The sequence below is a fragment of the Nitrospirota bacterium genome, from assembly GCA_016214845.1.
Taxonomy (GTDB): domain Bacteria; phylum Nitrospirota; class Thermodesulfovibrionia; order UBA6902; family UBA6902; genus SURF-23.
Window position 1 is genome coordinate 1 of sequence record JACRMS010000023.1, and the last position, 25761, is coordinate 25761.

Below are 25761 nucleotides of genomic sequence, written 5' to 3' on the forward strand. Positions count from 1 at the left end.
GCTTCCTGCATTGTCTGCTGCACAAGGCGTCTGATCTTAGCTTTTACTTCTTCCGTCTTTGCTGCTTTCTCTTCCTTCAATTATCCACCTCCTGTGTTTTGATAAGTTTATCAATTTACACAGTTTCGTGGACACTCCCTTTTCATATATCTACAGCAAGATGCGCCGGAACAAAAAATATCGCAACGAACGATTTAGGATTTAAACAGGTCGACAATATTACAGTATTTTCTTTTGTATAGCTTCTTGCTCGTGCTTAAACTTCAATTTCACATTCACATGAGGTTGCTTGAATACTGAAATTTGATCGTGGACAACAACGTAATGCGTTGTTGTCTTTCTTCTTGCAATCAAATCAATCTCCCGACCAATAGCGCAAGAAAAACTCCCGACATTGACCGGAATTACCTGCAATGCTTAAGCTCGTTTGTATGACTTACCATACATGGTTTTAGTTTCCGCAAAGGCATAAATTCCTCAAGACAACAATATCGTTAATAATTCTCCAGGCAAAAAACCGCAGACTCATCTCGCATCGTATTTGCATAAGAAGCCTGCTTTGATGAAAAAATTACAATCAATTTTTTGATTGTAATAAGTGTCACATATTTTCAACTGACGCAGCGGATATAGTTATCAAATAGCAAAACATGACGCATGGAATTTCATTGATATCGTATCGTTATTTTAAATTTGAGCGTGCGTTAAAGGGGGTGATGAATACAATAAAAATTAATGCTGTAAGGAAGTCATTGACTTTGAGCAACGATAAAAAATAATTTACACAAATGGAGAGTGTCAATGAAGAAAGCATCAATTGTTTCACTATGTATCGCAGCACTTGCAGCACTTTTTCTCTGGGCTTCCAACGCCGGAGCTTACGAAACATACACGGCATCAAAGGGCGCGCTGAATACCAACTGCGCGCAGTGTCACGGTGATTACCGCACTGCGCCTTACAATTCTCAATCCGACGGGCAGTCATGGGGCGGAAACCTTCACGACATACACCGCTACAACATGCTGAGCTCGAACTGCGAGGCCTGCCACTCAGGCTCCAGCAGGTATCCGGTTTTTATCGGCACATCAGCAGGCGGAAAAGGACTTGCGCCTGTTTCCTGTCTGGGATGCCACGGACGTGATGAAGACAATACAAATGCCAGCACGAGCGGCGCCGGTTTGCGCCAGCACCATTACAGGGCCGGTGAGACGGGTTGTCTTGACTGCCACAGGGATTCCAATCCGGCAAATTATAAACCTGTAGGTGAAAATGTGCTCCCACCATACTACTTTACCCCGGACACTTCGCATCCCAACAAGCCTTCTGATAGTTGCAATCAGTCCGGGGAGGAAAACTTCGCGGGTTCAGCCAATGGACTGGACAATGACGGCGACGGCATGTATGACGGCAGCGATACGGATTGCCAGACGGCGGCAGCCTGCATTGATAATGACGGCGATGGGTACGGTTCAAATGGCGCAGCTACGTGCCCCAAAGGCACGGCAGTTGACTGCAACGACAACAACGCGGCAATCAACCCCGGCGCTTCTGAAGTATGCGACAGCGCGGACAACAACTGTAACGGCCAGATGGACGAAGGAATGACCACAACTTATTACAGGGACGGTGACGGTGACGGTTACGGCAGCGCCGCGACATCAGTAAAGGGATGTACCGCACCTGCAGGTTATGTAGCAAATAACACCGACTGCAATGACAGCGACCCGATACAGCGTCCGAACCAGACCTGGTATCAGGATGCGGACAATGACGGATATTCAAGCGGCAACATGATCGTGCAATGCGCAAGGCCTTCCGCTTATAAAGCCGCATCTGAATTAAAGGCCATATCCGGTGACTGCAGTGACGGCAACGCCGCAATTAATCCGGGCGCAGTTGATAAAACCTGTAACGGGATTGACGAGAACTGCAGCGGTGCAGCCGATGAAGGTTATGCGCCGGCAAACACAACCTGTGGCGTAGGAGTCTGCGCGTCCACAGGTCAAATGATCTGCCAGGGCGGTAAAACAGTCAACACTTGTACCGCTGGGACCCCGCAGACAGAGGGGCCTGTGGGCAGCCCGACATGCAGCGACGCGCTGGACAACGACTGCAGCGGATCAACTGATGCCGCAGATCCTAAATGCGCGGCCCCTGCGTCATGCATGGATAATGACGGCGACGGTTATGGTTCCAACGGCGCAGCCACCTGCCCCAAAGGCACGGCAGTTGACTGTAATGATGTTTATGCAGACATCAACCCGGGAGCTGCAGAAATATGCAACGGCCAGGACGACAACTGCAACGGCCAGGTGGATGAAGGTGTGAAAACCACCTATTATCAGGATGCAGATGGCGACGGTTACGGCAGCCCGTCAGATCCTGCACAGAGCTGCACGCAGCCTGCCGGTTATGTAACAAACAATAGTGATTGTATCGACAGTAATGCCGCCGCTCATCCGGGCGCGTCCGACGACAACTGTAACGGAGTTGACGAGAACTGCAGCGGCACAGCCGATGAAGGTTATGCGCCTGCAAGCACAACCTGCGGCATTGGGATTTGCGCGTCCACCGGCCAGTTAATTTGCCAGGGCGGGAAAACAGTTGACACGTGCACCGCAGGGGCCCCGCAGACAGAAGGGCCTGTTGGAAGCATGACATGCGGCGATACACTTGATAACGACTGCAACGGCTTAACCGATGCAGCAGAGCCCAAGTGCACAAATACCGCGCCGGCTTGTATAGACAGGGATGGCGACGGCTACGGTTCAAACGGCTCGCCTTTATGCCTGAACGGCACAGTGATCGACTGCAATGACAACAATCCCAAAGAGCATCCGGGACAGACCTGGTATCAGGATGCCGACAATGACAGGTACTCAAGCGGCAAAACAATCACCCAGTGCAAAAGGCCGCGCGGGTATAAAACAGCTTCCGAACTAAAAGCCATATCAGGTGACTGTAACGACAGAAACCCGAAAATGTATCCAGGCGCCGTTGAGATCTGCGGCGACCATATTGATCAGAACTGCAACGGCATCAGAGACGACAACAGGTGTGACGAGTCGGATGATGACGAGCACGATGACTAAGTAAGAAGGACATTTGTTTAAGCACCTGCAAATGCCAAACAAAAGGGGGAGCTGTAACGGCTCCCCTTTTTTCTTGATTGTAATATGGCCTCATTTCTGATAAATTCACCTTAGTAAACCATGAATGAGATCTCAAAAGAATATGTCGTCTCTTTTTTTAACAAGACCCTGATGCTGCATGGCGACAGGCCCGAGGCCGTGGGCTGGTCTTCAAAAGGACAGCTTTTACGTCATCAGTCGATGTGTGATGTAGGGAACATTAATAACAGCAAGGTCCTCGATTTCGGCTGCGGCAAAGGCGACTTCTATCAGTTCTTGCAAGACAGGGGTATCCAGGTCCGCTATACCGGCCTTGATATTAATGAAAGACTTGTTGCCATAGCGAACAAGAAGCATCCTGAGGCCAATTTCAGGGGCTTTGACATTGATAAAGACATACTTGACGAAGAGTTTGACTTTATATTTCTCTGCGGGGTTTTCAATTTAAAATTTGAAGAGGTGGACGGGACGATTAAGAACACGCTTTCAAAACTCTTTCAGCATTGCAAGACAGCCCTCGCCTTTAACGGCCTTTCAGCACATGATCCCAAAAAGGATTTTCAATTGCACTACATCCACCCTGAAGACATTCTTGATTTCGCAGTTAAAAACCTCTCCCCGCATGTTTCGCTCAGGCAGGACATAATACCTTACGACTTTACAATGTTTGTATACAGGGACATTACGACAAAATAAAAAGGGGAGCGGATATTAAGAGCGGTCAAAGCTCCTGCGGCCTGCATTTCCTGCAGCCGCAGGAGCCGGATGATTAATTCCCACAGCAAATACGTCTCATGCTCTTCTTGCCTGTCGGCGAGACGGACATTACAACATCCACCTTGTTACCGCAGAGACTGCAGAGCTTTGCAGAATTTTTTGCATCTGACCTTGCTGATACGTCGGTCTTTGATTTTACTTTTCCTGCCATTGTACATTCCTCCTTTCATCTTTATACGCTCGCGCAGGAAATCTCACAGGTTTCCCGCACGCATTCGTATTGCGCACAAATTCCCTAATGTATCCTCTGTTTGATTTTGTACGACGAGGACAGCAAAACGGCACGTACGCAGAATTTAACTATAATCTATAGCCGGAAACATTGTCAATGCATCGTCCCTTCGCTCTTAAATAAAAAAAGTTTTTGAAGGGTCTTGCAATTTGTGGTCTGTTGATGTTATTATTTTTTCGTTCTTTGTAAAAATTTTCCGGTGGCTTTGCCGGAGGGGCTACACCCGTTCCCATTCCGAACACGGAAGTTAAGCCCTCCAAGGCCGATGATACTTGGGTTGAGAGGCCCTGGGAAAGTAGGTCGCTGCCGGATTAAATTATAAAAAAAGAAGACCTGGTGTTTTACCAGGTCTTCTTTTTTGTTTTATTGACCCGTCACACTAATTCCCTTATCGAAAGAAAGTGTTTCTTTGTTGAAAGACACTATTTATTTTAAAACAATAAGTGGAGCTATATAAAAAATTTAAATTTATAAATTTGTTGCTTGACATGGGATTGGATGCTCGATTATTATTGTTCTCACTTTTTCATTATCATTTTTTAAAAGGAAATCCATGCACGAAGCTCCAGTAATTTTTCCTGTAAACATGATTATAGCAATGGGCATCCCGCCCTACGTGGCCTTCTCGTGGGTTGCGACCGCAATTATTCTTGTTGTAGCGATCATGGTAAGGACGTCTGTAAAAATGATCCCTACAGGTGTTCAGAATTTCATGGAAGTCATCTTTGAATTCTTCCTTAACCTCGTAGACACGACTATCGGACATATGGGAAGGACCTTTGTTCCGTTGATCGCGACTCTCGGCATCTATATTCTTGTATGCAATTTTATCGGACTGGTTCCCGGTTGTGAAGCGCCTACCAGCAATTTAAATACAACGGTAGCCCTTGCGCTGCCGGTATTTTTCACTACCCATTATTACGGGATAAAGGAGCACAAGCTCAGCTACATAAAACACTTTGTCGGCCCGATACGGTCGCTTCCCGCTTTACCTTTAATGATCCTCATGTTCGTTATCGAACTGATCGGACATCTTGCAAGGCCTTTGACATTGTCCGTCAGGTTATTCGGCAACATGATAGCAAAACATAAAATCATCTTGATCCTCGGACTGCTTGCCCCGGCTTTTGTGCCGTCGGCGATACTGGGACTTGGCGTGCTCGTATCCGTGATTCAGGCGTTCGTTTTTGTTTTATTGACGACATTGTATCTTGCCGGTGCGGTTGAAGAAGCACATTAAATAAATTACTCACAATAAAAAAGACTAAAGGAAAGGAGGAGAAATGAGAAGAATATTGACAGCAATTCTATTATCTCTCACCCTGATATGCATGATGGCCCCAATGGCTTTAGCGGCAGAAGCTGCTGCTGAAGGTGCGGCGGCGTCTGATGCAAAGATGGGTTATTTCGGATGGGCCGTCCTCGGTTCAGGTTTGGCAATCGGACTTGCCGCATTCGGGACCGGTATTGGTCAGGGAATTGGTCTCAGTAAGGCTGCAGAAGGGGTTGCGAGAAATCCGGGAGCTTCCGGAAAGATCACAACAACCCTCATCATCGGTCTTGCCATGATCGAGTCACTCTGTATCTACGCGCTTGTTGTGGTTCTGATTGTCCTCTTTGCAAAACCGTTCGGCTTTTAATTAATAATTTGTTAAAAAGTTGAATAGCACTAAAGGAAGGCGGGATTCCCTGCCTTCCTTTAGTTTTTTCCTGCCATGCAGACTCAACAATTTTTTATCTAAAACTGTTAAAATTTCTTCATTCTGTTTTCAGAACCTCTGTGTTATCTGTGGTTAACCAAGTTTCGTAAAGGAGAAGGTCGTGGGATTTTTTGACAAACTAAAGCAGGGACTGGCAAAGACGAGAAAGGCGCTTATAGAAAATACCGAGGCGCTTTTCAGGGGTAGGGCTGTTGATGAAAGCCTTCTCGAAGACCTTGAGGAGATATTGATCATGGCGGATGTAGGCCCGCAGGCAGCGGCTTCGATCACAGGGGCATTGCGGGAAAAGGTGAAACAGGGCAAGCCCTTTAACAGTAACGGTCTCAAGGGCGCGCTGAAAGAAGAGATCAGGGCCATGCTTAAAACAGGCACCAGCATAATGTGCGCCGGCGAGAAACCATACGTTATTCTTACTATCGGAGTTAACGGCGTCGGGAAGACCACAACGATCGGCAAGCTCGCGCGGCGGTTTACCGATCAGGGCTTTTCCGTAACGCTTGCCGCTGGAGATACCTTCCGCGCAGCAGCCATTGAGCAGCTTGAGATATGGGCGCAGAGGGCAGGGGCGCAGATCGTCAAACACAGAAGCGGCGCAGACCCCGCGGCAGTCGCATTTGACGCGATAGCCTCAGCCAGGGCCAAAAATATTGATGTTGTAATAATTGATACCGCCGGAAGGCTCCATACAAAAAGCAACCTGATGGAAGAGCTTAAAAAGGTAAAACGTGTTATCAGCAAAGAACTCCCTTCCGCTCCTCACGAAGTCCTGCTTGTGGTGGACGCAACGTCAGGACAGAATGCCATAAATCAGGCAAAGATATTCAACGAGACTATAGGTGTGACAGGGATAGCGCTGACAAAATTAGACGGCACCGCAAAAGGCGGCATTGTCCTGGCGATAAATAAGGAACTCAATATCCCCGTCAAATTAATAGGCGTGGGCGAGGCAGTTGAAGACCTGCAGGATTTCAATTCCGCCGAATTTGTCGACGCGCTGTTTGATTAATTTAATAGGCGTAAAAAAACATTCGGGGTAGGATACGTGTAACTTAGCAGACAAACATAAGCGTTTCAGGGTCAGGTCTTCAGAAAACTTGCAGCAAAGCTCCCCAGCAGCGCGCCTGTAAAGTCCGCTAATGCATCGCCAAAGCTTGAATCCCGGCCCGGGACAAATGACTGGTGAAATTCATCCGAAACGCCATATAGTAATGTCAGAAGGACCGCTGCTGCAAAAACATATCTTTTAATCCCGCTTCTATTGAGTGAAAGATAAAACAGGAAGGCCAAAGGGAGATAAATGCCGATGTGGACAATCTTGTCAAAGTTTGTAGGGAGCTTAGGCAGGTGAAACGACCGGGACGAAAGATAGAAAATCAGTCCCATATACCCAATTGTAATAAGCCAAAATACAACGGCCTGCTTTATGTTTATTTTTTCTGCCATATTCCTCATTGCCGGTTAGGCGCGATTATGTGAATATTCTATCTCAATTGAAGATTTTCATCCACAGCAGTAATCTGTGAAGCACTCCGCCGACGAGGATCGCAAAGGGGAATACAAAGCCTGCAATCCAAAGGGCAGCTTTTAACCCTCTTTCCTTCACCATCATAAAAAAATTGGCGATACAGGGAATGAAGAGGGTAATTGTCACAAGGCTCACCACCACCTGCTCCGTGTTCAGAAGCCCCTGCTCCTGAAGGGCAAAAAGTCCCGCGGCCCCGTAATCACGCCTTAAGAACCCCATGATGAACGATTCCGTTGCTTGAGGGGGCAGACCCAGAAAGTTTACAATTAAAGGAGACGCAGCATCCCGCAAAAAAGGAATGACTTTTAATTTATCAGCAGCAAACAGGATTAACGTGCCGAGGATAAAAAGCGGCACAGCCTCTTTGAGATACCATTCGATGCGGCTCAATGTTTTAATCAGGACATTGGAGATCTGCGGCATCCTTATAGGCGGCAGCTCAAGTATGAAATCAGTCCTCTGACCGGGTATGATTTTAGCGGCAATGTATCCTACGAACAATATCACGGCGATTAAAATGAAAAGCCATATCAGCATTGCAGAGACCGGCTGTTTGCCGAACATCCCAAGGATGACGCCGATCTGCGCCGAGCAGGGCACGCCCAGGGCAAGGAGCAGGGTGACTATCAGCCTTTCCTTTTTTGTGTCCAGTATCCTGGTCGTCAGGGTCGCCATGGTGTCGCATCCAAGCCCGAGGACCATTGGAAGGACTGCCTTGCCGTTAAGCCCCATTGTCTGAAAGATCTTGTTCAGCATAGCGGCGAGGCGCGGCAGATAGCCTGAATCTTCCATGATCGAAAACGCGATAAAAAAGGTGGCGGTGATCGGCAGGATGATTGCTATTGCATACGTAAGAGCCATTGTCATGATACCGTAAGGACCGATCAGCAGCTCCTGTAAAAATTGTACAGGGATGAAGGACGCCACTATCTTTTGCGCCCAGGGATTCAAATATTCACCAAACACAACTTTCTCAAGATAGTCGACAAGGACTTTGGCCCCGAACCTTCCGACAAATTCATACATGATGTAAATGACAAGCATAAGAAACGGAACACCCAGCCACGGATGCGTCGTAATGTCGCCAAGGACTTTTAGGACCCCCTTGTCCGTTCCTTCTGTTTTGGTCATCACCTCATCGGCAATGCCGTCAACTGCTTTCAGCCTTTGCTGGCTGATGACTAAACTGAGCGGGATGGAATACTTCTCCTCCGCTTTGTCACGGAGGGTTTCAATAAGCTTTATTGTTTCCCCTGACAGGTTTGTGAGGAGCCAGCTTTTCAATGTCTTGTCTCCAGAAAGTATCATGACCGCGATCGAACGCCTTGAAATGTTGGCCTCAGGCAGGAGCGGGATTATTTCTGCGATACTGCCTTCAATGTTGGGATCATAGGAGAAATTATAACGGGAAATGTGCGGATGCGCGACAGCCTTCTTCAGGGAAGATATCCCTTTCTTTTGAACTGCTATCGTTGACACTACCTCAACCCCGAATATCTTACGGAGGCCCGCTTCATCAATTTCTATCCCCCTGCCTGAGGCCTCGTCTTTCATGTTTAAATCAATGACAACAGGCACGCCCATTTCGACAAGCTGCAAGGTTATAAAAAGCCCGCGCTTGATGTTTTTGGCGTCAATCACCTGAACGACTGCCTCCGGTTTCTCAACAAGCAGGATGTCTCTGGTGACTTTTTCATCTTCGCTCATCGGCACAAGACTGTTGACACCGGGGGTGTCCACAACCAGGAACCTTTCACTGTGGATTGTTACTTCACCCCTTGTCACCTCAACCGTTGTGCCGGGGTAATTTGATACAACTACATATTTGCCTGTCAGCAGTCCGAAGATGGCGCTTTTCCCAACGTTGGGGTTGCCGACAAGAAAAAGCTTCGGTGAATCGCCCTTTTTTTCAGTCTGTTTGTGCGAATGGTTATGCATTATTTCTTATCTCCCATTGATGGCGTCAATATGCGGAGGAGTCTTACTTCCCGGCTTTTCTGCACATCTTGCAATATCCGTACAATTCCATTTTGTGCCTCACAGTGTTAAACCCGAATTCTTCGGCAATCCGCTCCTGCAGCTTTTCCATCTTCGGGTTTTCAAATTCCGTAATCGAACCGCATCTTAAACATATGAGGTGATCATGGTGGTCTTCCGAGGAAAGCGGCTCGTATCTCGTAAGGTTGTCCGCAAATACCCTCTCCGTTGCGAGGCCCGATTTTGAGAGGAGCTTTAACGTCCTGTATACGGTCGTGAAACCGATTTCCCGGTGGGCCCTGCTGATTTGTTTATAAAGTTCTTCCGCGGTCAGGTGCTCTCCGCACCTTAAAAACTGGCCGGTGATTATGTCCCTTTGCCTGGTGGATTTGAAACCCCTTTCTTTCAGGAAGGCCCTTAACTGTTCTTTTTTTTCGGAAACTTGCCTGTCCTTTGGCGACTTTGACATAGAGTTACAATAGCAGAACACGGCAGGTCTTGTCAAGGAAAATGAAATTCATTTTCAATTAGCTGGCGGGGCGAAAATAAAAACCCCGTCAGAAGATCCAACGTGCATCTCTGACGGGGCGCGGAAATTTTATGGACGATTTCCTTTTTTCAGGAACAGTTACTTGACGGTTATCGCCTCTGACGGGCATGTGTCAGCGGCTTCCTGGCAGTCACAGGTGTCGCATTTGTCCTCGGCCTTGACGAATGCCTTTCCATCGTCACCGAGCTCAAAGACCTCCGGACATATCTCAACGCATGTGCCGCAGCCAGTGCAGGCATCATAGTCAACTTCAGGTTTTTTCATGAGCACCTCCAAAAATAATTTTTTATTGGGCCTGATCTACCAGGCAGGTTCCTTGTGAGTTTTCAAAACTATAATACCATATTTTATTCCAATAGAGAACTTGGCAGACATTAATTCAAAAGAATACGAGGCCTAATCCACAGGCGTTACCACTGCCATTACAACGAGCCTTTCCCCTTTGTCGGCATTGAAGCCATGCTGGACCATCGGGTCGCACAGGACACATGTTTTTTCGCCTGCTTCAAGTTTTTCTTCTCCGACAGTGAAGGTGCCTCTGCCTTCGACGACGTACATCATGAGCCTCATCGGCGCCTTGTGCGGATCAAGTTTCTGCCCCGGTTCAAGACACATGAGGGCCACTCTCATCTCCGGCTTGTCAGAAAGCATTTCCCTGCCAATTTTATCAGGATAAAACTTTGTTAATTTTTTCAGGTCGAGTGTCTCCATAATTGTCTCCTGTTTAAGTGGTTATCCGACTTATTGTTTATGATTAAATATTAAAGTATATTGAATCATGAACACTATGACTTAAATCATAGAGAGATCCCTAGAAGGATTAAGAATCAAATCAAGTTATATATTTTTGTCTCTAACTTATACAGGGGATTGACAAGTATTAAATTTGAGGTAGAATGAAAATAAGAAATAAATTTGCGATACCCTGGAGCGGATATAGACCAGAGGACCATTCAAATTGGTAAGGAAGCGGGAGTTAGACGTGGTGAGCAAGACTTCAAAGCAAAGAAGGAAGCCTAAAGCATCTACCGAAGCTTTCATAAAAGAAAAAGCTCTACGGTTTACCGTACCCGGGGCATCGCCTCAATTTAATAGAGCCATCTGAAGGCGTAACAGGTAATTGTGAAGTTTGGCAGGGGGAAGCATCTACTGCACGACATTCCAATAACCTGGAGAAGCAAGCCTGATGATGACTCTTTTTTATTTTAGCTTCGTTTCACAGCAGATGCCTCTGCCGGATTTGCAACCGTTACCAGCCTGCTTCTTATAACTACCTATTTCTTTGTAATCATGCTTCAATTGTTGAATAAGCTTGTTTCGCTTCTCAAATAACCTGGAGCCTGAGCGGGATCTGGATTTATTCATCACGTAACTAACAAAGAAAGGAAGCATAAAGCTGCAATCCCCATAAGAGACGATTGTTTTAGAAAGCGCGGTGGGATCTATCTTTCCCCATGAAACCGCCTCTGAAGGAGTTGCCCCGCTAAGGCCTCCCGTGTCCGGTCGAGCGTCAGTGAATTGGATAAAAAAGTCATGGCCAGCCTCGGGCAACCCCAGGACCTCCTGAATGTGCGGTTCAGTTTGCAGCACAAAATTTTTCGGACTCCCTCCGCCAAGGAGAAGCACTGCGCTTTTGCCGCCCTTCTTCTTGATATCATAAACATAGCTGGTCACTTCATTTATATCTTTATGTGTGTCCATCGGAATTGGGGCGTCTTCAAGCATGAGCGCGGCAACATTCATGCCGATGCTTGAGTCCGCAGGTGACGAGGTGTGGATAGGCACTCCTGCCTCATAAGCAACAGCAAGCAAACTCTCGTCCTTGAGTTTAGGATTTATCCTGATGATCTCTTTTCCCAAGAGAGCATGTATGTCAGCGCTTGAACACGGGTCAGGAAAATTGGCCCTTTCGCGAAGAAGTGTCTTGCGGACAAAAGAATCAGTATCCAATAATGCTTCGTAATCAAGAAAGATGTCATAGATCCTGATGATCCCGTTTTCGCGCAATTGCCCGTCATCAACAGCGGCTTGACCTTCCCTGAATTTGTATCCGAGCACATGATGCAGATCGTGATACAAATTTGCGCCGGTGGAAACTATCCAGTCAATAAAGCCTGCTTTGATCAGAGGGATCAAGCAACTGCGTCCTATACCGGCAGGTACGAGCGCTCCGGCAAGCGATACTCCAATCCTTACGTCTTTCTTGACCATATGTTTTGAAAACAGCTCGCAGGCTTTTCTGAATGTGCCTGCATTGAAAGAAAACATGGAGCTCTCAATTACCTCATCTACAGTCATTCCTTTACGTATCGGATTCGGTTTGAGCGGCACATGATGTTTTAAATTTAATCTATTTTTTTTATCGCACTTCATAGGCTTAACTCCTTTCAAAATCTGGCTGTAATATACTTAAATTTGCGGGGTTCAAAATTATATCAGCGGGCATTTTTATTTACAACCCCCGCTGCCCATTTAATCCTTGAAAATAGCGGGGATTTGGGATATCATTTGACAGTTCCCAAAACTTCGATCTCAACAACTAATTGTAAGGAAGTGTAGATATTTATGTATAACCTCGTAAGCTTTGCCGGGATATTCATATTGATGGCTTTTGCATGGTCACTTTCTTCCAATAGAAAAGTCATCAACTGGCGGGTCGTGTTCTGGGGGACCGCCCTTCAACTTATTTTGGCGCTCTTCATATTTATTGTGCCGGCGGGCTCAACAATATTTCTCTATATAAATGATGCTGTGGTGAGGGTGCTTGAAAGCGCAACAGCCGGAATAAGATTTCTCTTCGGCAGGCTGGCCCTTCCTCCTGGGACAAAGAATGAAATGGGTGAGGAATCGCTCGGTTTTATTTTAGCGTTTCAGGCGCTTCCGACAATAATATTTTTTGCAAGCCTCATGGGGATGCTTTATTACATTGGCGTCATGCCGTGGCTGATAAAAATATTTTCAAGGGCGTTCACAAGGTTGATGAGGATAAGCGGCGCCGAGTCACTCAGTGTCTCAAGCAATATCTTTGTCGGTGTTGAAGCAAATATGACAGTACTCCCATATCTCGGCAATATGACACGGTCGGAATTTTGCACTATACTTGCGGCAGGTATGTCAACGACCGCGTCAAGCGTACTGGCGCTTTATGTCTTTATGCTTCAGAAAAATTTTCCGACGATAGCTGGGCATCTCGTGTCCGCGTCGGTCCTTTCCGCGATAGGCGCGATAGTAATGTCAAAAATCATTATGCCTGAGACCGAAAGACCTGAGACGCTGGGACTTGAGCTTACGCCCCACTATCAAAAGGAATCCTCCGTGATGGAGGCGATCATAAATAATGCGAACGAAGGGGTCAAGATGGTGATCGGTATTATGGCGCTGCTTCTGGCATTCCTCGGGATCGTGGCGCTCGTTGATTCTCTTATCGGAGGCGCAGGAGTAAGATTGAACAGCCTCCTCGGCATCCATTTGGACTGGTCATTAAAAGGGCTTTTAGGTTACGCATTCTATCCCCTTACATTAGCAATCGGTGTTCCGCCTTCAGACGCCTTTGAGATATCAAAGCTTATAGGCGAAAGGGCGGTCCTTACCGAGGTGAAATCATATCAGGACCTTTCCGCGCTTCTTTCCTCTGGTACGCTTAAGGACCCGCGCTCAGCGGTTTTGGCTGCGTATGCCCTGAATGGTTTTGCGCATTTCGCCTCGCTTGCGATATTTGTCGGCGGCACGACTGCGCTTGTCCCAAAAAGAAGCAGGGACATCTCGGCAGTCGGCTTCAGGGCGCTTTTGGCTGCGACCCTTGCCTGCCTGATGACCGCCGCAGTCGCGGGGACTTTTTTTACGGGCGGGTCGATATTGCTGGGCAAGTAATACAGCTTGATGCAAGATTGTTCAATTTGAAATGAAACGGTATAAGTCTGTCATTCCCGCTTGTCGGGAATCTTTCTTAAAGAATGATTCCTAACAAAGTCGGAATGACGACTCGGCATAAGCAGAAAGATACTCTAAATTAAATATGACCGAAACTAAAAAATACGATGTACTCATTGTCGGAGGAGGCCCTGCCGGCTCAACAGCGGGATATCTTTTGAGCAATGCCGGGCTCAAGGTATTGATAATCGACAAGAGCAGATTCCCGAGACCCAAACTGTGCGGTGGCTGTATAACAGAAAAAACTATCAGGCTCTTAAAAAGAGTATTCGGCGAAACGGTCAGCGGCCTCAAGAAAAATGACATAATTAGTTTTGAGTCCAACCAATATGAGATCTACTTTAAGAATAAACAGGTAACGAAAAAAGACCTGCCCCTCGCTTTTTATTTTGTCGACAGATACCGTTACGACCACTTTCTTTTGACAAAGGCAGGGCAGGCCGGCGCAGAGATCCTCGAAGGCGAGAGATGTACATCTTTAGACATATCCGGCAGCAGCGCCACTACTTCGACGGGACGGACAATACAAGCAAAACTTATTATCGGGGCGGACGGGATCAACAGTATCGTCAGGCGGAGCTTTCCGAAAGGGCACTTTGATCAGCAAAACTGGCTTGATAATATGGCAATCGCTTTTGAAATATTTGTGGATCGTTCGCAGGTCAGAAAACAGATCGATCACCCCGTCCTTTATTTTGATTTCGTCAGTCATGGATATTCATGGATATTTCCCAATAAAGATAAACTGATCATCGGCGCGGGAGGGCCTTTCAGGAAAAACAAAAAACAGCTTCTGCCCGCATTCAATAACTTCCTGTCAGGGCTTGATATCAGGGATTTACAAACTGATGAAATTAAGGCAAGCGCCTTCCCGTACGGCGGATTTCTTCTGCAGCCGGCCTTCAGAAACACCCTTCTTGCCGGAGATGCCGCCGGCTTTGCAGACCCGCTGTTAGGCGAGGGGATTTTCTACGCGCAGCGAAGCGCCGAACTTGCCTCACAGGCTATTTTGAAAGCCCTGAGCGAAGGAAAGGATGTTGAACATGAAGCGGCGCATATTGCCGGGCAGTATATAGGCTCATTGCAGAGGTACATTTATCCTGAATTTGTTTACGCGCGGAAAACCAGGGATTTTATTTTCACTTGCATGAACAAATTCCATCCCGCGCCTCTAAAAATAATTATGGACCTGCTTGGCACAAAACCGGCGGAAGCAATACATGGATTAAGATCATATAAATGGATGAAGATGAACGCCGACTTCCATTAGCATCAATCCGGGTCAAACCCGGAATAACAGACTTTCAATCCCGTGTCACCATATTATGACCTTCTCAGTTACAGGCGATAGAGAAAGAACCACTTCAATTGCTTTTTTGGAGAGGTATAAGTAAAATAGTCTTTTAAAACTCAGGGACCTTTCTTCTTGAAGTTCCCCGCTATTATGAAAAGGAGATTATCATGACTTATACAACCTATCATCCTCACAACAAAAAGCGCAAAAGGACTCACGGGTTTATGGAGAGGATGAGTACAAAAGGCGGCCGTAACGTATTAAAAAGAAGGCGCGCCAAAGGCAGAAAGAAACTGTCCGCGTAAATGAAAGCCTTAGTAATTTCTGCTGTTGAAGCTTACAGAAAATGTATTTCACCTTTTCTGCCCCATTCCTGCAGATTTTATCCGTCATGCTCCAGTTACTGTATCGGCGCAATAGAAAAGCATGGTCTGGCAAAGGGGTTGTGGCTTTTCACAAAACGGATTTCAAAATGTCATCCTTTGCATCCGGGCGGGTATGACCCGGTAGAACAACCGGAATAACCCCCGTTAAAATGGCTCATTTAAAAGAGAGATAAAATGGAAAAAAGAACGCTGTTAGCTGTTGTACTGTCGCTTGTTATCTTGTTGGGCTGGACATATTTCTTTCAGACAAAACCGGCTCCTCAAAAGACAAAACCCGCTGAACAATCCGCCCCGCAAACAGGTCCTGCGGCCCAAACGGTGGTAACACAGCCTGTCGCGCAAGTGTCCGTTGAACCCACTGTTGCAAAAGAAGCAGAGGCAAGCGATATTACAGTAGAGACAGACCTTTATAAAGCCGTCTTTTCCACCCAAGGGGCTGTTATAACATCATGGGAATTAAAAAATTATAAAGACCATAATAAAATGCCTGTTGTGCTTTTAAAAGACAGCGGCGTTGTCCCTCCTGCCGGAATTGTTTTTGAAGATGCAAACCGCACCCTGCCGCTAAAGCTTATTTATGAAACCGGGGCCAAGCAGCTCACCCTGTCCAAAGGGAATAAGCAAGGAGAACTGGTTTTTATTTACACCGACGGCAAGATGTCCATAAAGAAGAAGTTCGTTTTCTTTAACGATGATTATAAGGTAGACCTTTCTATTGAAACCGCTAACACCCCTCCATACATTCTTCTTCTCGGGACCGACTTCGGTGTTTACGACAAAAAACAGAGCGAGCATAAAGGCCCGGTGATTCTTATCGATTCCGACAGAAAAGAATTTGACGAGAAGCTGAAGGAGAAAACTGATTTTACCGGCAACATCCGCTGGATTGCCCAGGAAGATAAATACTTTACCGCCGCCTTGATTCCCCTTTCCCCGGCGGAAGGCGCAACCGTCTGGAAGGAAGGCGCTTCGCCTGAGATCGGATTTAAGGTAAAACAGCCCAAACAGGATTTTATCCTTTATGCGGGACCGAAGGAATACGACAGGCTAAAAAACTTAAACAGGAAACTTGAATACATTGTTGACTTCGGCTGGTTTTCAGTTGTCGCGATGCCGCTCTTCTGGGTGTTGAAATTTTTCTATTCGTTTCTTGGAAATTACGGCTGGGCAATAATTTTAATAACCATTGTTGTGAGAATACCTTTCATTCCACTCCTCAATAAAAGCCAGCAGTCCATGAAGAAGATGCAAACGATCCAGCCCATGATGAATGAGATAAAGGAAAAATATAAAAAAGACCCCCAGAAAATGCAGCAGGAGACCATGGCGCTGTACAAAAAACACAAGGTCAACCCTGTCGGCGGCTGTCTGCCCATGCTCCTTCAGATACCGGTTTTCATCGCTCTGTATAACGTCCTCAATAAGGCCATCGAGCTCAGAGGCGCGCCCTTTGCGCTCTGGATAACCGACCTCGCTGTAAAAGACCCATACTACATTCTTCCGGTCACAATGGGCGTAACCATGGTCATCCAGCAGAAGATGACGCCCACGGCCATGGACCCCACACAGGCAAAGATGATGATGTTCATGCCGGTAATATTTACCTTCATGTTTTTAAGTTTCCCATCCGGCCTTGTCCTGTACTGGCTTGTAAACAATGTCCTCGGAATAGCCCAGCAATATTACGCTAACAAGAAGGGGTAGTTTGACCACAAGGCACAGAGTATAAATAATCTACGCAGTAAGACGTCCCGGCTGGACGTCTCTACAGATTAAATTACCATGCACACGGCAGACACTATAGCAGCCATATCAACCCCGCAGGGCCGGGGCGGCATCGGCATTATCAGGCTCAGCGGCAGAGACGCGATAAAGATCGTTGACAGGATTTTCATCTCTCCCAAAAAGAAAAAGATAAAACAAACCCCGTCGCACTGGCTCCTCTACGGTCATATCATAAATCCGGCGGACAAAGAGATTGTGGATGAAGCGCTGGTTTCGGTGATGAAGGCGCCAAATACTTACACGAAGGAAGATGTCGTTGAAGTAAACTGCCACGGCGGGCCTGTGCCTTTGCGCAGGATATTGGAACTTGTTCTCAGCGCAGGGGCAAGGCTTGCGGAGCCGGGAGAATTTACGCAAAGGGCGTTTTTAAACGGAAGGCTCGACCTCGCTCAGGCTGAGGCAGTGCTTGATATAATCAACTCGCTTACAGAACAAAGCAGAAAGACGGCGGTTGCGCAGCTCAAAGGTGGCCTTTCAAAAAAGATTGAAGCTATACGCGAAGAATTAATTGAGCTGACCGCGTTTGTGGAGGCCCATATCGATTTTCCTGATGAAGACATAGAATCACCGTCATTAAAAGACATGAAAAAGAGGGCGCGGAATATTCAGCGGTCCCTGCAAAAACTCATTGAGAGCTCGCGATATGGTCTGGTCCTGCGCGAAGGCCTGAAGACCGCGATCATCGGCAGGCCGAATGTCGGCAAGTCGTCTTTGCTCAACGCATTGCTTGAGCACGACAGGGCCATCGTGACCGAGGCTCCGGGGACAACAAGGGATGTCATCGAAGAGTATTTAAACATCAACGGCATTCCAATAAGGATTATGGATACTGCCGGTATAAGAGATGTCAAAGACATCGCGGAGAAGGAAGGGGTAAAGCGGAGCCTCAGGGCAATGGAAGACGCGGACCTGGTATTGCTTGTCCTGGACGGCAGCAGCAAATTGCATGAGACAGACATGGAGTTGATCGGGAAGACAGGCCCAGGAAACACTATCTTCGTCATAAATAAGGACGATCTTCCACAGAAGATGGATTTGAATGTAGGGGCGGGTTTGAAACCCGCCCATGAGAAAATTTTTGTCCGCATCTCCGCCAAAAAAGAAACCGGTCTCGATGAATTGAAAAACAAGATAGCGGAAACTGTTTTACACGGTCATGCCGAAAGCAGCGCAGATGTCGTTACCAATATCAGGCACGTACACGCGCTCAAAAAGGCGCTTGCATCAATTGATTCTTTCATCACGGCTGCCGGTCAAAAAACCTCTCCTGAATTCCTCTCAGTTGAATTAAGGGACGCACTCGATGCAGTGGGGGAAATAATAGGAGTTACCACACCGGATGATATCCTCAACAGGATCTTCAGCAATTTTTGTATCGGGAAGTAGTTTCAAACAGTGATAAGTGGCGGGTAACGAGTGGCGGGATTTTATGAATGAGAGGTTTTAAAATATAATCTCCACTACGAATAAGGACAGGAAATTTGATATACTTAATCAGTTATAAAATTCAGAATCTTTAAAAAGGAGCAAATTATGCCTTTCCCAATTCACAGGCCTCGAAGACTCAGGATCAATAAAGTAGTGCGAAACATGGTGAGGGAGACCCTTCTCACGCCCAATGATTTTATATATCCGCTGTTTGTCACGTTCGGCAAAGGTGTCAGGAAGAAAATTTCCTCAATGCCCGGATGTTTCCAGTTGTCCGTGGACGAGATCGTAAAAGAAGCTCAGCATGTCTACAAGCTCGGCATTCCGGCCATCATACTCTTCGGCATCCCCGAACACAAGGATGAAAAAGGCACTGAGGCATATAATCCGAAAGGCGTTGTCCAGCAAGCCATCAAAGCCATCAAAGACAAAGTCCCAGGCCTCGTTGTCATCACGGATGTGTGCATGTGCGAATACATGAGCCACGGCCACTGCGGTATTATCAAGAAAGGGCAGATATTGAATGACCCGACACTTGAACTCCTTGCGAAAGAGGCCCTGTCACATGTGAAGGCAGGCGCGGACATCGTTGCCCCGTCAGACATGATGGACGGCAGGATCATGGCAATAAGAGACACCCTTGACGCTGAGGGTTTTGAGGACATCCCGATAATCAGTTACGCCGCGAAATACGCCTCTGCGTTTTATTCTCCGTTCAGAGAAGCGGCTGAATCAACTCCCTCATTCGGGGACAGGCGTTCATATCAGATGGACCCGGCAAACCGCAGAGAGGCGATTAAAGAAGTCGAGCTTGATATCGAAGAAGGCGCTGATATCGTGATGGTCAAACCGGCTTTGTCGTATATGGACATAATCTCAGACGTAAAAGATACGTTCGACGTGCCTGTCGCGGCTTACAACGTCAGCGGGGAATACTCGATGGTGAAGGCCGCCGCAAAGATGGGATGGATCGATGAGATGCGGGTCGTGATGGAGATCCTGACCTCAATGAAGCGCGCTGGCGCAGATCTGATCCTCACGTATCACGCAGTGGACGCGGCAAAGGAATTGAATAAATAATTGTAGGGGCAGGTTTAAAACCCGCCCCTACATGTTTATGAATGCGGGTTAAAAACAAAAAGGATTAATAAATCCATGCAACTTTCTCTCACCTCCGGTAAAAAAATAACGTGCTCCACTGACACATCAATACTGGAAGCGCTGAAACAGTCAGGCCTTTACCTCACATCCTCCTGCGGGGGGAAGGGCACCTGCGGGAAATGCAAGGTGATCGTTAAATCCGGCAGGGCCGAATCCAAATCAAAAATAAAACTCACCCAGGATGAGGTCGATAAAGGTTATGTCCTTGCGTGCAGGACCTTCCCGTCTGAAGATGTTCTCATTGAGATTCCTAAAGAATCTATGCTGGTTGTTGAGGGCAAGGTTGTCACGGGGAAATCAAAAGACCTGCAGGTGCTCTTAAGCTCAACAGGCGCCGGGATCAATCCCCTTACCGAACGTACCGTCCTTCAACTGCCTCCGCCGACACTCGATGACAATATCAGTGATCTTGAGAGATTGAGGCGGGAGCTTTTTTCAAAAGGCATGGCGTGTCTCAGGGTCCCTTTCAGGTTCATGCCGGACCTTGCAAAGACTGTGCGGAAGAAGGATTGGGAGATAACACTCAGCACCATTCATACAGATGACTGCGATGAAATCATCCGCATTACATCAGGCGACAAGAAAATCCCTCAGCACGGCGTTGCGATAGACATCGGCACAACAACCGTTGTTGTGTTTCTCATTGACCTGACAAACGGTGAGCTTATTGACATCGCCTCCACATACAATTCGCAGATACGCTTTGGAGATGATGTCATTACAAGAATAGTCCACGCCACTGAACAGGGTAAATTAAAAGAATTGAATGACACCGTCATTTCCGACATTAACACTTTGCTTTCCATAATCAGAAAGAACCATCATATTGATGTCGAGACCATAGACTGCGTTGTTGTCGCAGGCAATACAACAATGACCCAACTTTTTTTAGGGCTTGACCCCGGCGCGATCCGGGAGGAGCCATATATCCCGACGGCAAACGACTTCCCTCTTGCCTTTGCAGGAGAGATCGGTATCAAGGTAAATCCCAATATCCCCGTGTACGCGTTCCCGTGCGTTGCAAGTTATGTCGGAGGCGACATCGTGGCAGGTGTGCTCGCGACACAGCTTTATAAAAAAGAGGAGTTGAGCATCTTCATTGACATCGGAACGAACGGCGAGATAGTCATCGGCAATTCCGAATGGCTCGTGGCTGCCGCGTGTTCGGCAGGCCCGTGCTTTGAAGGAAGCGGAATTAAATGCGGAATGCGCGCGACCGAAGGGGCAATTGAGGATGTAAAAATTAATCGTGAAACTTTTGAAGTTGAGATAAAAGTCATAGGCGACGCGGACACAAAACCGACAGGCATATGCGGCTCAGGGATGATTGACGCGATAGCGGAGATGTTCCTCACCGGGATAATCGACCAGAAGGGAAAACTCCAGAAGGATGTTTCAACCAGGGTGCGGGCCGGAGAGAACGGGCTTGAGTTCGTGGTCTATTCAGAGGATGTAGAGACGCCATCAACGGCGTCACTACAAAAGGGCAGGGACATCGTCCTTGCGGAATCCGATATCGAAAATATTGTCCGCGCCAAGGCCGCGATATACGCCGGCTTTTCCACGCTTCTCATGGAAGTGGGCTTCACATTCAACGATATACAGAAAGTTTACATAGCAGGCGGCTTCGGAAAATTCCTCGACATAGAAAAGGCGATCATGCTTGGCATGCTTCCCGAATTGCCCAAAGAGAAATTTGAATACATGGGCAACACCTCTGTAACCGGAGCGTATCTCTGCCTGCTCTCCAGGAAGCTTCGCTCGGAAGCGGAAGAGATCGCAAAGAAGATGACCTACCTTGAACTCTCAGTCTCCCACTCCTTCATGAACGAATACGTCTCAGGACTGTTCATCCCTCATACGAATATCGATGCGTTTCCGGGTGTGAAGAAGATGATGGGGAAGTAGCGGGCCATTGACAATTGTATACCATGATACTATGATATCATTATATGAATTAACAAAGGAGTTGCATTATGTCCACCCTTGTTGCAACTAATATAAGGCTGCCCGATGAGACCCTGAAGGAACTTAAATACAGGGCAATTGAGGAGAGAAAGAGCGTAAACCAGCTTGTGCGTGAAGCTATTGAGAACTATCTCTCCGTTCAAAAGCAGCCGGAGATGCAAAGGCAGGTGAAAGACCCATTTGAAAATGTTGTAGGCAGTGCAAGGTCAGGCATTAAAGACGGCTCTGTAAAACATGACGAGTATCTTTATCCTGTCAGAAAAAGACGATGAAGATTTTCATAGACACAGGCGCTTTTATTGCCCTTACGGATGCTGACGATGAGTACCACTCAACCGCTAAATATTTCTTTAAGGAAGAAATAAAAACTACAGGCAGTAAATTTCTTACTACAAACTTTGTTGTATGTGAAACAATTAATTATTTACGGGCAAAAGTATCGCATAATACAGCGGTTTCCTTCAGGGAAAATCTTTACAGAAGCAATGTCATTGAAGTTGTTCATGTTAATCCTGCGATAGAAGATGAGGCATTCAGGATTTTCAAACATTACAATGATAAAGATTTCAGCTTTACTGATTGTGTAAGTTTTGCAGCTATGAAGGCAAAAAAGTTAAAAGAGGCTTTTGCCTTTGACAGGCATTTTGAACAATACGGCAATTTCAGGAAACTGCCGTAGCAGAACTTCTCTTGAGCTTTCTGTCTCCCATTCCTTTATGAATGAATACGTCTCTGGACTGTTCATTCCGCATACGAATATTGACGCCTTTCCGGGCGTGAAGAAGTTGATGAAAAAATAGGGGCTATTTTTTAAAATAGCCTCGATCCCCATTGGTTTTGCCTTGGAAAGCCTGTTTCTCCCCTGACATAAGGCTTTTAACGATTTTTATTTACTTTCCTGAATATCTGTTTTAGACATATAAACGTCTAAGCATTTCCTGCTCCAGAAAAATAGTTTCTTTTTTACATATAAGCCGTAAATGATGATGACGCATTCAACCTTTAATGCCATGAACAGGGGGGGGTGTCATGCCGCAAAGATCTTTCAGAAATCTTCTTTCCGCAGTATTGCCGAAAATTCGTCAATTCGTGGGATTTTTGTTTCTGCTTCTTACCTTGCTTACGGCTTTGCCTACGGTAGCTTCAGCCGAATGGGCCACCCGGCTGATAGAAGAAGGAAAATCTTTAGTCAACGGTTATCAGAGATCGATAGCAATTGACAAATCTACAAATTATGTCCATATCAGTTATGGCTCTAAGCACCTTTATCACGCATACAATGATGGGACCCAATGGCATCATGAAACAATTGATAATTCTCCCGGTGTAGGACAATATGCATCCATAGCCGTAGATTCAAACAACAAGGTGCATATCAGTTACTACAATAATTCTTCTCCAATAATAAAGCTCAAATACGCGACAAATGCCTCGGGGTCATGGACCACATCTACAATAGATTCAGCAGGGAGTGCAGGGGAATATACCTCCATAGCAATAGATTCAAACAACAAGGTGCATATCAGCTATTATGACTACGCTACTAACCGTGCCATCAAGTATGCAACCAATGCGTCAGGCTCCTGGACTATATCTACGGTAACATCAACTCAGTATTACCATGCTTATACCTCCATTGCAGTAGATTCAAACAACAAGGTCCATATCAGCTATTATTGTGAAGCCGACAATACTATAAAGTATGCGACAAATGCGTCCGGCTCATGGGTTATATCTACGATTGATAGTACATATTCGGACAAGCTTCTTGCTGGTAACACCTCAATAGCACTAGATTCCAACAACAAGGTGCATATCAGTTATTATTGTGACACCGACCGGACAACCAGGTATGCGACAAATGCATCCGGCTCATGGGTTATATCTACGATTGATTCAGGAATTAGAGATAACTCCATTGCCATAGACTCAAACAACAAATATGCATATCATGTCAATAGGAGGTTCAACTGACTCACTTAAGTACACGACAAATGCCTCAGGTTCATGGGTTACTTCCACAATAGACTCAACCGGAGATGTAGGTCAGTACACCTCCATCACAGTAGATTCAAACATCAAGGTGCATATCAGTTATTTTGATTACACAAACTATGATTTGAAATATGCTACTAATGCCTCAGGCTCATGGGTTACTTACACAATAGACTCAACCGGAAATGTAGGATATTATACCTCTATCGCCATAGATTCAAACAACAAGGTGCATATCAGTTACTATTATCGCACTGAATCTGCCCTTAAATATGCGACAAATGTGCCTGTTACAGGTCCCGGCATATTCGTTTCACCGGCATCAAACAACTTTGGCACTCTAATTGCGGGGACATTTTCCGATAAGACAATAACGGTGCAGAATGCCGGAACAGCAGAACTAATTATAGGCAGCATAGCGCAGGCAGACCTTGTCGCGGCGCCTTTCAGTATTGTAACGGACAATTGTTCAGGGCAGACGCTTATGCCGTCTGGAAGCTGCACTCTTACAGTGAGATTTTCGCCTGACTCATTTGGGAACTTCATCGACACCTTTGATATTCCGTCAAATGATACTGTTAATAACCCTGCGACGGTAAGTATAAGCGGTACAGGAATAATAGCTTATCCGGACATGACCGTCTTAACTGCTCCGGTAAACTTCGGCAATGTAGTTGCGGGGACATCTTCAGACCAGACAGTTACGGTACGAAATGATGGAACGGGGGACCTGATCATAGGGAACATAGCTCAGGTGGACCCGGTTGGCGCGCCTTTCAGTATCATAACGGACAATTGTTCAGGGCAGACCCTTGCACCTTCAACGAGCTGCACGGTCATAATGAGATTTGCACCGGCAATTGAAAGCAATTTCAGCGACACCCTCGACATACCATCCAATGACCCCATTAAAAACCCGATGATAATAATTTTAAACGGCAGCGGGGTAATAGTAGATGAGGGCTTTGAGACAGGTAATTTAAATAAAATTCCATGGGGTACAGGCGGAAACGGAGTCTGGACGTTGCAGAGTAACGTAAAGCACAACGGCAATTATGCTGCCAAGGCGCCTCTTTTACTAAATGGTCAATCAAGTTTTCTTGAAGTGTCTCTCAATATCAAATCCCCAGGTAATATAGTGTTCTGGTACAAAGTATCTTCATATATATATTGTTATCCCCTGATATTCAAGATAGACGGGACTCAGCAAGGCAGTTGGGGCGGTGAGATGGACTGGACGAATGCAGGTTTTGCCGTGAGTGCCGGACAGCACACCTTCAGGTGGGAATTTTCTAAAAGTGGCTGTGGACCAAGCGGAGGCGACACGGCATGGATAGATGATATTGCCTTTCCGCCGATGGATTGGGACGGTGACGGCTATGATTCATCCGTTGACTGCAATGACTATAATCCTCTGGAACACCCAAATCAGACATGGTATCTGGATTCTGACGATGACGGATATTCGGAAGGCACTACTAATACAACCTCGTGTACAAGGCCTGTTAGCTATAAAGCCGCATCCGAGTTGATCGACATTTCTCTCGATTGTGATGACACAAACCTTGTTCTAAATCCCGCTACATCCTGGCATCCTGACTTTGACCTGGACGGATACGGCAATCCATCAGTTTCATTGCAGCAGTGCACCCAGCCCGAAGGTTACATTTTAAACAACACTGACTGTAACGATAACGATGCCAACATATATCCCGGAGGGCTTCCTGCAAGAATTCCAGGTACAAGTCCTGTGTATTTTACCACGCTTCAGGCGGCTTACGACGCGGCTGGAGACGGGGATACGATTCAAGTTCAGGCTGCGGCGTTTACAGAGAGCTTCAACCTCAACCTTAATAAATCAGTAACACTGAATGGCGGATATGATTGCGGATACGCGGCA

The 25761-nt window shown here is 46.6% G+C and carries 24 protein-coding genes and 1 rRNA gene; 18 read left to right on the forward strand and 7 right to left on the reverse strand.

Features of this window, described 5'->3' with window-relative positions:
• Window positions 1-801: 801 nt before the first annotated feature.
• Both HZB61_07485 and HZB61_07490 read left to right on the forward strand, forming a co-directional pair.
• Entirely contained in the window at window positions 802-3093 is a 2292-nt protein-coding gene (locus tag HZB61_07485; protein ID MBI5056440.1) for a putative metal-binding motif-containing protein, read from the forward strand.
• 120 nt (window positions 3094-3213) lie between these two features.
• On the forward strand, window positions 3214-3828 hold the full coding sequence (locus HZB61_07490) for a class I SAM-dependent methyltransferase (GenBank protein MBI5056441.1): 615 nt from the start codon (window positions 3214-3216) through the stop codon (window positions 3826-3828).
• 73 nt (window positions 3829-3901) lie between these two features.
• Here HZB61_07490 and HZB61_07495 read toward each other — a convergent pair whose 3' ends face one another.
• Window positions 3902-4060 (reverse strand): hypothetical protein, encoded by a 159-nt coding sequence (locus HZB61_07495; protein ID MBI5056442.1) that lies wholly within the window; start codon window positions 4058-4060, stop codon window positions 3902-3904.
• 276 nt (window positions 4061-4336) lie between these two features.
• On the opposite strand from HZB61_07495, the gene rrf reads away from it, so the two are divergent.
• The 4 genes from rrf to ftsY all read left to right on the forward strand — a co-directional run bounded on the left by rrf (window position 4337) and on the right by ftsY (window position 6868).
• A 5S ribosomal RNA gene (gene rrf / locus HZB61_07500) occupies window positions 4337-4453 on the forward strand.
• Window positions 4454-4727: 274 nt separating this feature from the next.
• Window positions 4728-5381, forward strand: a complete 654-nt coding sequence (gene atpB, locus HZB61_07505) for a F0F1 ATP synthase subunit A (protein ID MBI5056443.1) — start codon at window positions 4728-4730, stop codon at window positions 5379-5381.
• Window positions 5382-5424: 43 nt separating this feature from the next.
• Complete coding sequence (gene atpE / locus HZB61_07510; protein MBI5056444.1) at window positions 5425-5781, forward strand: ATP synthase F0 subunit C; 357 nt, start codon at window positions 5425-5427, stop codon at window positions 5779-5781.
• Between the two features lie 181 nt (window positions 5782-5962).
• Window positions 5963-6868, forward strand: a complete 906-nt coding sequence (gene ftsY, locus HZB61_07515; GenBank protein MBI5056445.1) for a signal recognition particle-docking protein FtsY — start codon at window positions 5963-5965, stop codon at window positions 6866-6868.
• Between the two features lie 71 nt (window positions 6869-6939).
• On the opposite strand, the gene vanZ is transcribed toward ftsY, so the two are convergent.
• The 6 genes from vanZ to HZB61_07545 form a co-directional block, all read right to left on the reverse strand.
• The gene (vanZ, locus tag HZB61_07520) at window positions 6940-7245 is read right to left on the reverse strand and encodes a VanZ family protein (protein MBI5056446.1); all 306 of its coding nucleotides are present in this window, start codon (window positions 7243-7245) and stop codon (window positions 6940-6942) included.
• A gap of 103 nt (window positions 7246-7348) precedes the next feature.
• Window positions 7349-9325, reverse strand: coding sequence for a ferrous iron transport protein B (gene feoB / locus HZB61_07525; protein ID MBI5056447.1), 1977 nt, complete (start codon window positions 9323-9325; stop codon window positions 7349-7351).
• 43 nt (window positions 9326-9368) lie between these two features.
• Entirely contained in the window at window positions 9369-9833 is a 465-nt protein-coding gene (locus HZB61_07530; GenBank protein ID MBI5056448.1) for a transcriptional repressor, read from the reverse strand.
• A gap of 159 nt (window positions 9834-9992) precedes the next feature.
• Window positions 9993-10178: a ferredoxin gene (locus HZB61_07535; protein ID MBI5056449.1), complete on the reverse strand. Its 186-nt coding sequence runs from the start codon at window positions 10176-10178 to the stop codon at window positions 9993-9995.
• A gap of 132 nt (window positions 10179-10310) precedes the next feature.
• Window positions 10311-10625, reverse strand: a complete 315-nt coding sequence (locus HZB61_07540) for a cupin domain-containing protein (GenBank protein MBI5056450.1) — start codon at window positions 10623-10625, stop codon at window positions 10311-10313.
• A 489-nt stretch (window positions 10626-11114) separates the two neighbouring features.
• Window positions 11115-12287, reverse strand: a complete 1173-nt coding sequence (locus HZB61_07545; GenBank protein MBI5056451.1) for a deoxyhypusine synthase — start codon at window positions 12285-12287, stop codon at window positions 11115-11117.
• A 186-nt stretch (window positions 12288-12473) separates the two neighbouring features.
• Here HZB61_07545 and HZB61_07550 point away from each other — a divergent pair, with 186 nt between their 5' ends.
• From HZB61_07550 to HZB61_07605, 12 genes are all read left to right on the forward strand, one after another.
• Window positions 12474-13784, forward strand: coding sequence for a nucleoside transporter (locus tag HZB61_07550; GenBank protein MBI5056452.1), 1311 nt, complete (start codon window positions 12474-12476; stop codon window positions 13782-13784).
• A gap of 145 nt (window positions 13785-13929) precedes the next feature.
• Complete coding sequence (locus HZB61_07555) at window positions 13930-15114, forward strand: NAD(P)/FAD-dependent oxidoreductase (protein MBI5056453.1); 1185 nt, start codon at window positions 13930-13932, stop codon at window positions 15112-15114.
• 191 nt (window positions 15115-15305) lie between these two features.
• Window positions 15306-15443 carry a 50S ribosomal protein L34 gene (gene rpmH, locus HZB61_07560; GenBank protein MBI5056454.1) on the forward strand — a complete coding sequence of 46 codons (138 nt, stop codon included), beginning with the start codon at window positions 15306-15308 and terminating at the stop codon, window positions 15441-15443.
• Entirely contained in the window at window positions 15444-15662 is a 219-nt protein-coding gene (gene yidD, locus HZB61_07565; GenBank protein MBI5056455.1) for a membrane protein insertion efficiency factor YidD, read from the forward strand.
• Window positions 15663-15698: 36 nt separating this feature from the next.
• On the forward strand, window positions 15699-17228 hold the full coding sequence (gene yidC / locus HZB61_07570; protein MBI5056456.1) for a membrane protein insertase YidC: 1530 nt from the start codon (window positions 15699-15701) through the stop codon (window positions 17226-17228).
• A gap of 78 nt (window positions 17229-17306) precedes the next feature.
• Window positions 17307-18695 carry a tRNA uridine-5-carboxymethylaminomethyl(34) synthesis GTPase MnmE gene (mnmE, locus tag HZB61_07575; protein ID MBI5056457.1) on the forward strand — a complete coding sequence of 463 codons (1389 nt, stop codon included), beginning with the start codon at window positions 17307-17309 and terminating at the stop codon, window positions 18693-18695.
• A gap of 147 nt (window positions 18696-18842) precedes the next feature.
• Complete coding sequence (gene hemB, locus HZB61_07580) at window positions 18843-19817, forward strand: porphobilinogen synthase (GenBank protein MBI5056458.1); 975 nt, start codon at window positions 18843-18845, stop codon at window positions 19815-19817.
• Between the two features lie 75 nt (window positions 19818-19892).
• Window positions 19893-21806 carry a DUF4445 domain-containing protein gene (locus tag HZB61_07585; protein MBI5056459.1) on the forward strand — a complete coding sequence of 638 codons (1914 nt, stop codon included), beginning with the start codon at window positions 19893-19895 and terminating at the stop codon, window positions 21804-21806.
• 68 nt (window positions 21807-21874) lie between these two features.
• Window positions 21875-22138: a CopG family transcriptional regulator gene (locus HZB61_07590; protein MBI5056460.1), complete on the forward strand. Its 264-nt coding sequence runs from the start codon at window positions 21875-21877 to the stop codon at window positions 22136-22138.
• On the forward strand, window positions 22135-22545 hold the full coding sequence (locus tag HZB61_07595) for a PIN domain-containing protein (protein ID MBI5056461.1): 411 nt from the start codon (window positions 22135-22137) through the stop codon (window positions 22543-22545). Before HZB61_07590 ends, HZB61_07595 begins: the two co-directional genes overlap by 4 nt.
• A 350-nt stretch (window positions 22546-22895) precedes the next feature.
• Complete coding sequence (locus tag HZB61_07600; GenBank protein MBI5056462.1) at window positions 22896-23840, forward strand: hypothetical protein; 945 nt, start codon at window positions 22896-22898, stop codon at window positions 23838-23840.
• Window positions 23818-25761 (forward strand): choice-of-anchor D domain-containing protein (locus tag HZB61_07605; protein ID MBI5056463.1); only part of this gene is annotated, 1944 nt, incomplete at its 3' end. The genes HZB61_07600 and HZB61_07605, both read left to right, overlap by 23 nt.

Coding starts and splice junctions, on each gene's coding strand:
- HZB61_07485 (MBI5056440.1), top strand. CDS start 802: ATGAAGAAAGCATCAATTGTTTCACTATGTATCGCAGCACTTGCAGCA.
- HZB61_07490 (MBI5056441.1), top strand. CDS start 3,214: ATGAATGAGATCTCAAAAGAATATGTCGTCTCTTTTTTTAACAAGACC.
- HZB61_07495 (MBI5056442.1), bottom strand. CDS start 4,060: ATGGCAGGAAAAGTAAAATCAAAGACCGACGTATCAGCAAGGTCAGAT.
- atpB (MBI5056443.1), top strand. CDS start 4,728: ATGATTATAGCAATGGGCATCCCGCCCTACGTGGCCTTCTCGTGGGTT.
- atpE (MBI5056444.1), top strand. CDS start 5,425: ATGAGAAGAATATTGACAGCAATTCTATTATCTCTCACCCTGATATGC.
- vanZ (MBI5056446.1), bottom strand. CDS start 7,245: ATGGGACTGATTTTCTATCTTTCGTCCCGGTCGTTTCACCTGCCTAAG.
- feoB (MBI5056447.1), bottom strand. CDS start 9,325: ATGCATAACCATTCGCACAAACAGACTGAAAAAAAGGGCGATTCACCG.
- HZB61_07530 (MBI5056448.1), bottom strand. CDS start 9,833: ATGTCAAAGTCGCCAAAGGACAGGCAAGTTTCCGAAAAAAAAGAACAG.
- HZB61_07535 (MBI5056449.1), bottom strand. CDS start 10,178: ATGAAAAAACCTGAAGTTGACTATGATGCCTGCACTGGCTGCGGCACA.
- HZB61_07540 (MBI5056450.1), bottom strand. CDS start 10,625: ATGGAGACACTCGACCTGAAAAAATTAACAAAGTTTTATCCTGATAAA.
- HZB61_07545 (MBI5056451.1), bottom strand. CDS start 12,287: ATGAAGTGCGATAAAAAAAATAGATTAAATTTAAAACATCATGTGCCG.
- HZB61_07555 (MBI5056453.1), top strand. CDS start 13,930: ATGACCGAAACTAAAAAATACGATGTACTCATTGTCGGAGGAGGCCCT.
- rpmH (MBI5056454.1), top strand. CDS start 15,306: ATGACTTATACAACCTATCATCCTCACAACAAAAAGCGCAAAAGGACT.
- yidD (MBI5056455.1), top strand. CDS start 15,444: ATGAAAGCCTTAGTAATTTCTGCTGTTGAAGCTTACAGAAAATGTATT.
- yidC (MBI5056456.1), top strand. CDS start 15,699: ATGGAAAAAAGAACGCTGTTAGCTGTTGTACTGTCGCTTGTTATCTTG.
- mnmE (MBI5056457.1), top strand. CDS start 17,307: ATGCACACGGCAGACACTATAGCAGCCATATCAACCCCGCAGGGCCGG.
- hemB (MBI5056458.1), top strand. CDS start 18,843: ATGCCTTTCCCAATTCACAGGCCTCGAAGACTCAGGATCAATAAAGTA.
- HZB61_07585 (MBI5056459.1), top strand. CDS start 19,893: ATGCAACTTTCTCTCACCTCCGGTAAAAAAATAACGTGCTCCACTGAC.
- HZB61_07590 (MBI5056460.1), top strand. CDS start 21,875: ATGTCCACCCTTGTTGCAACTAATATAAGGCTGCCCGATGAGACCCTG.
- HZB61_07595 (MBI5056461.1), top strand. CDS start 22,135: ATGAAGATTTTCATAGACACAGGCGCTTTTATTGCCCTTACGGATGCT.
- HZB61_07600 (MBI5056462.1), top strand. CDS start 22,896: ATGCCGCAAAGATCTTTCAGAAATCTTCTTTCCGCAGTATTGCCGAAA.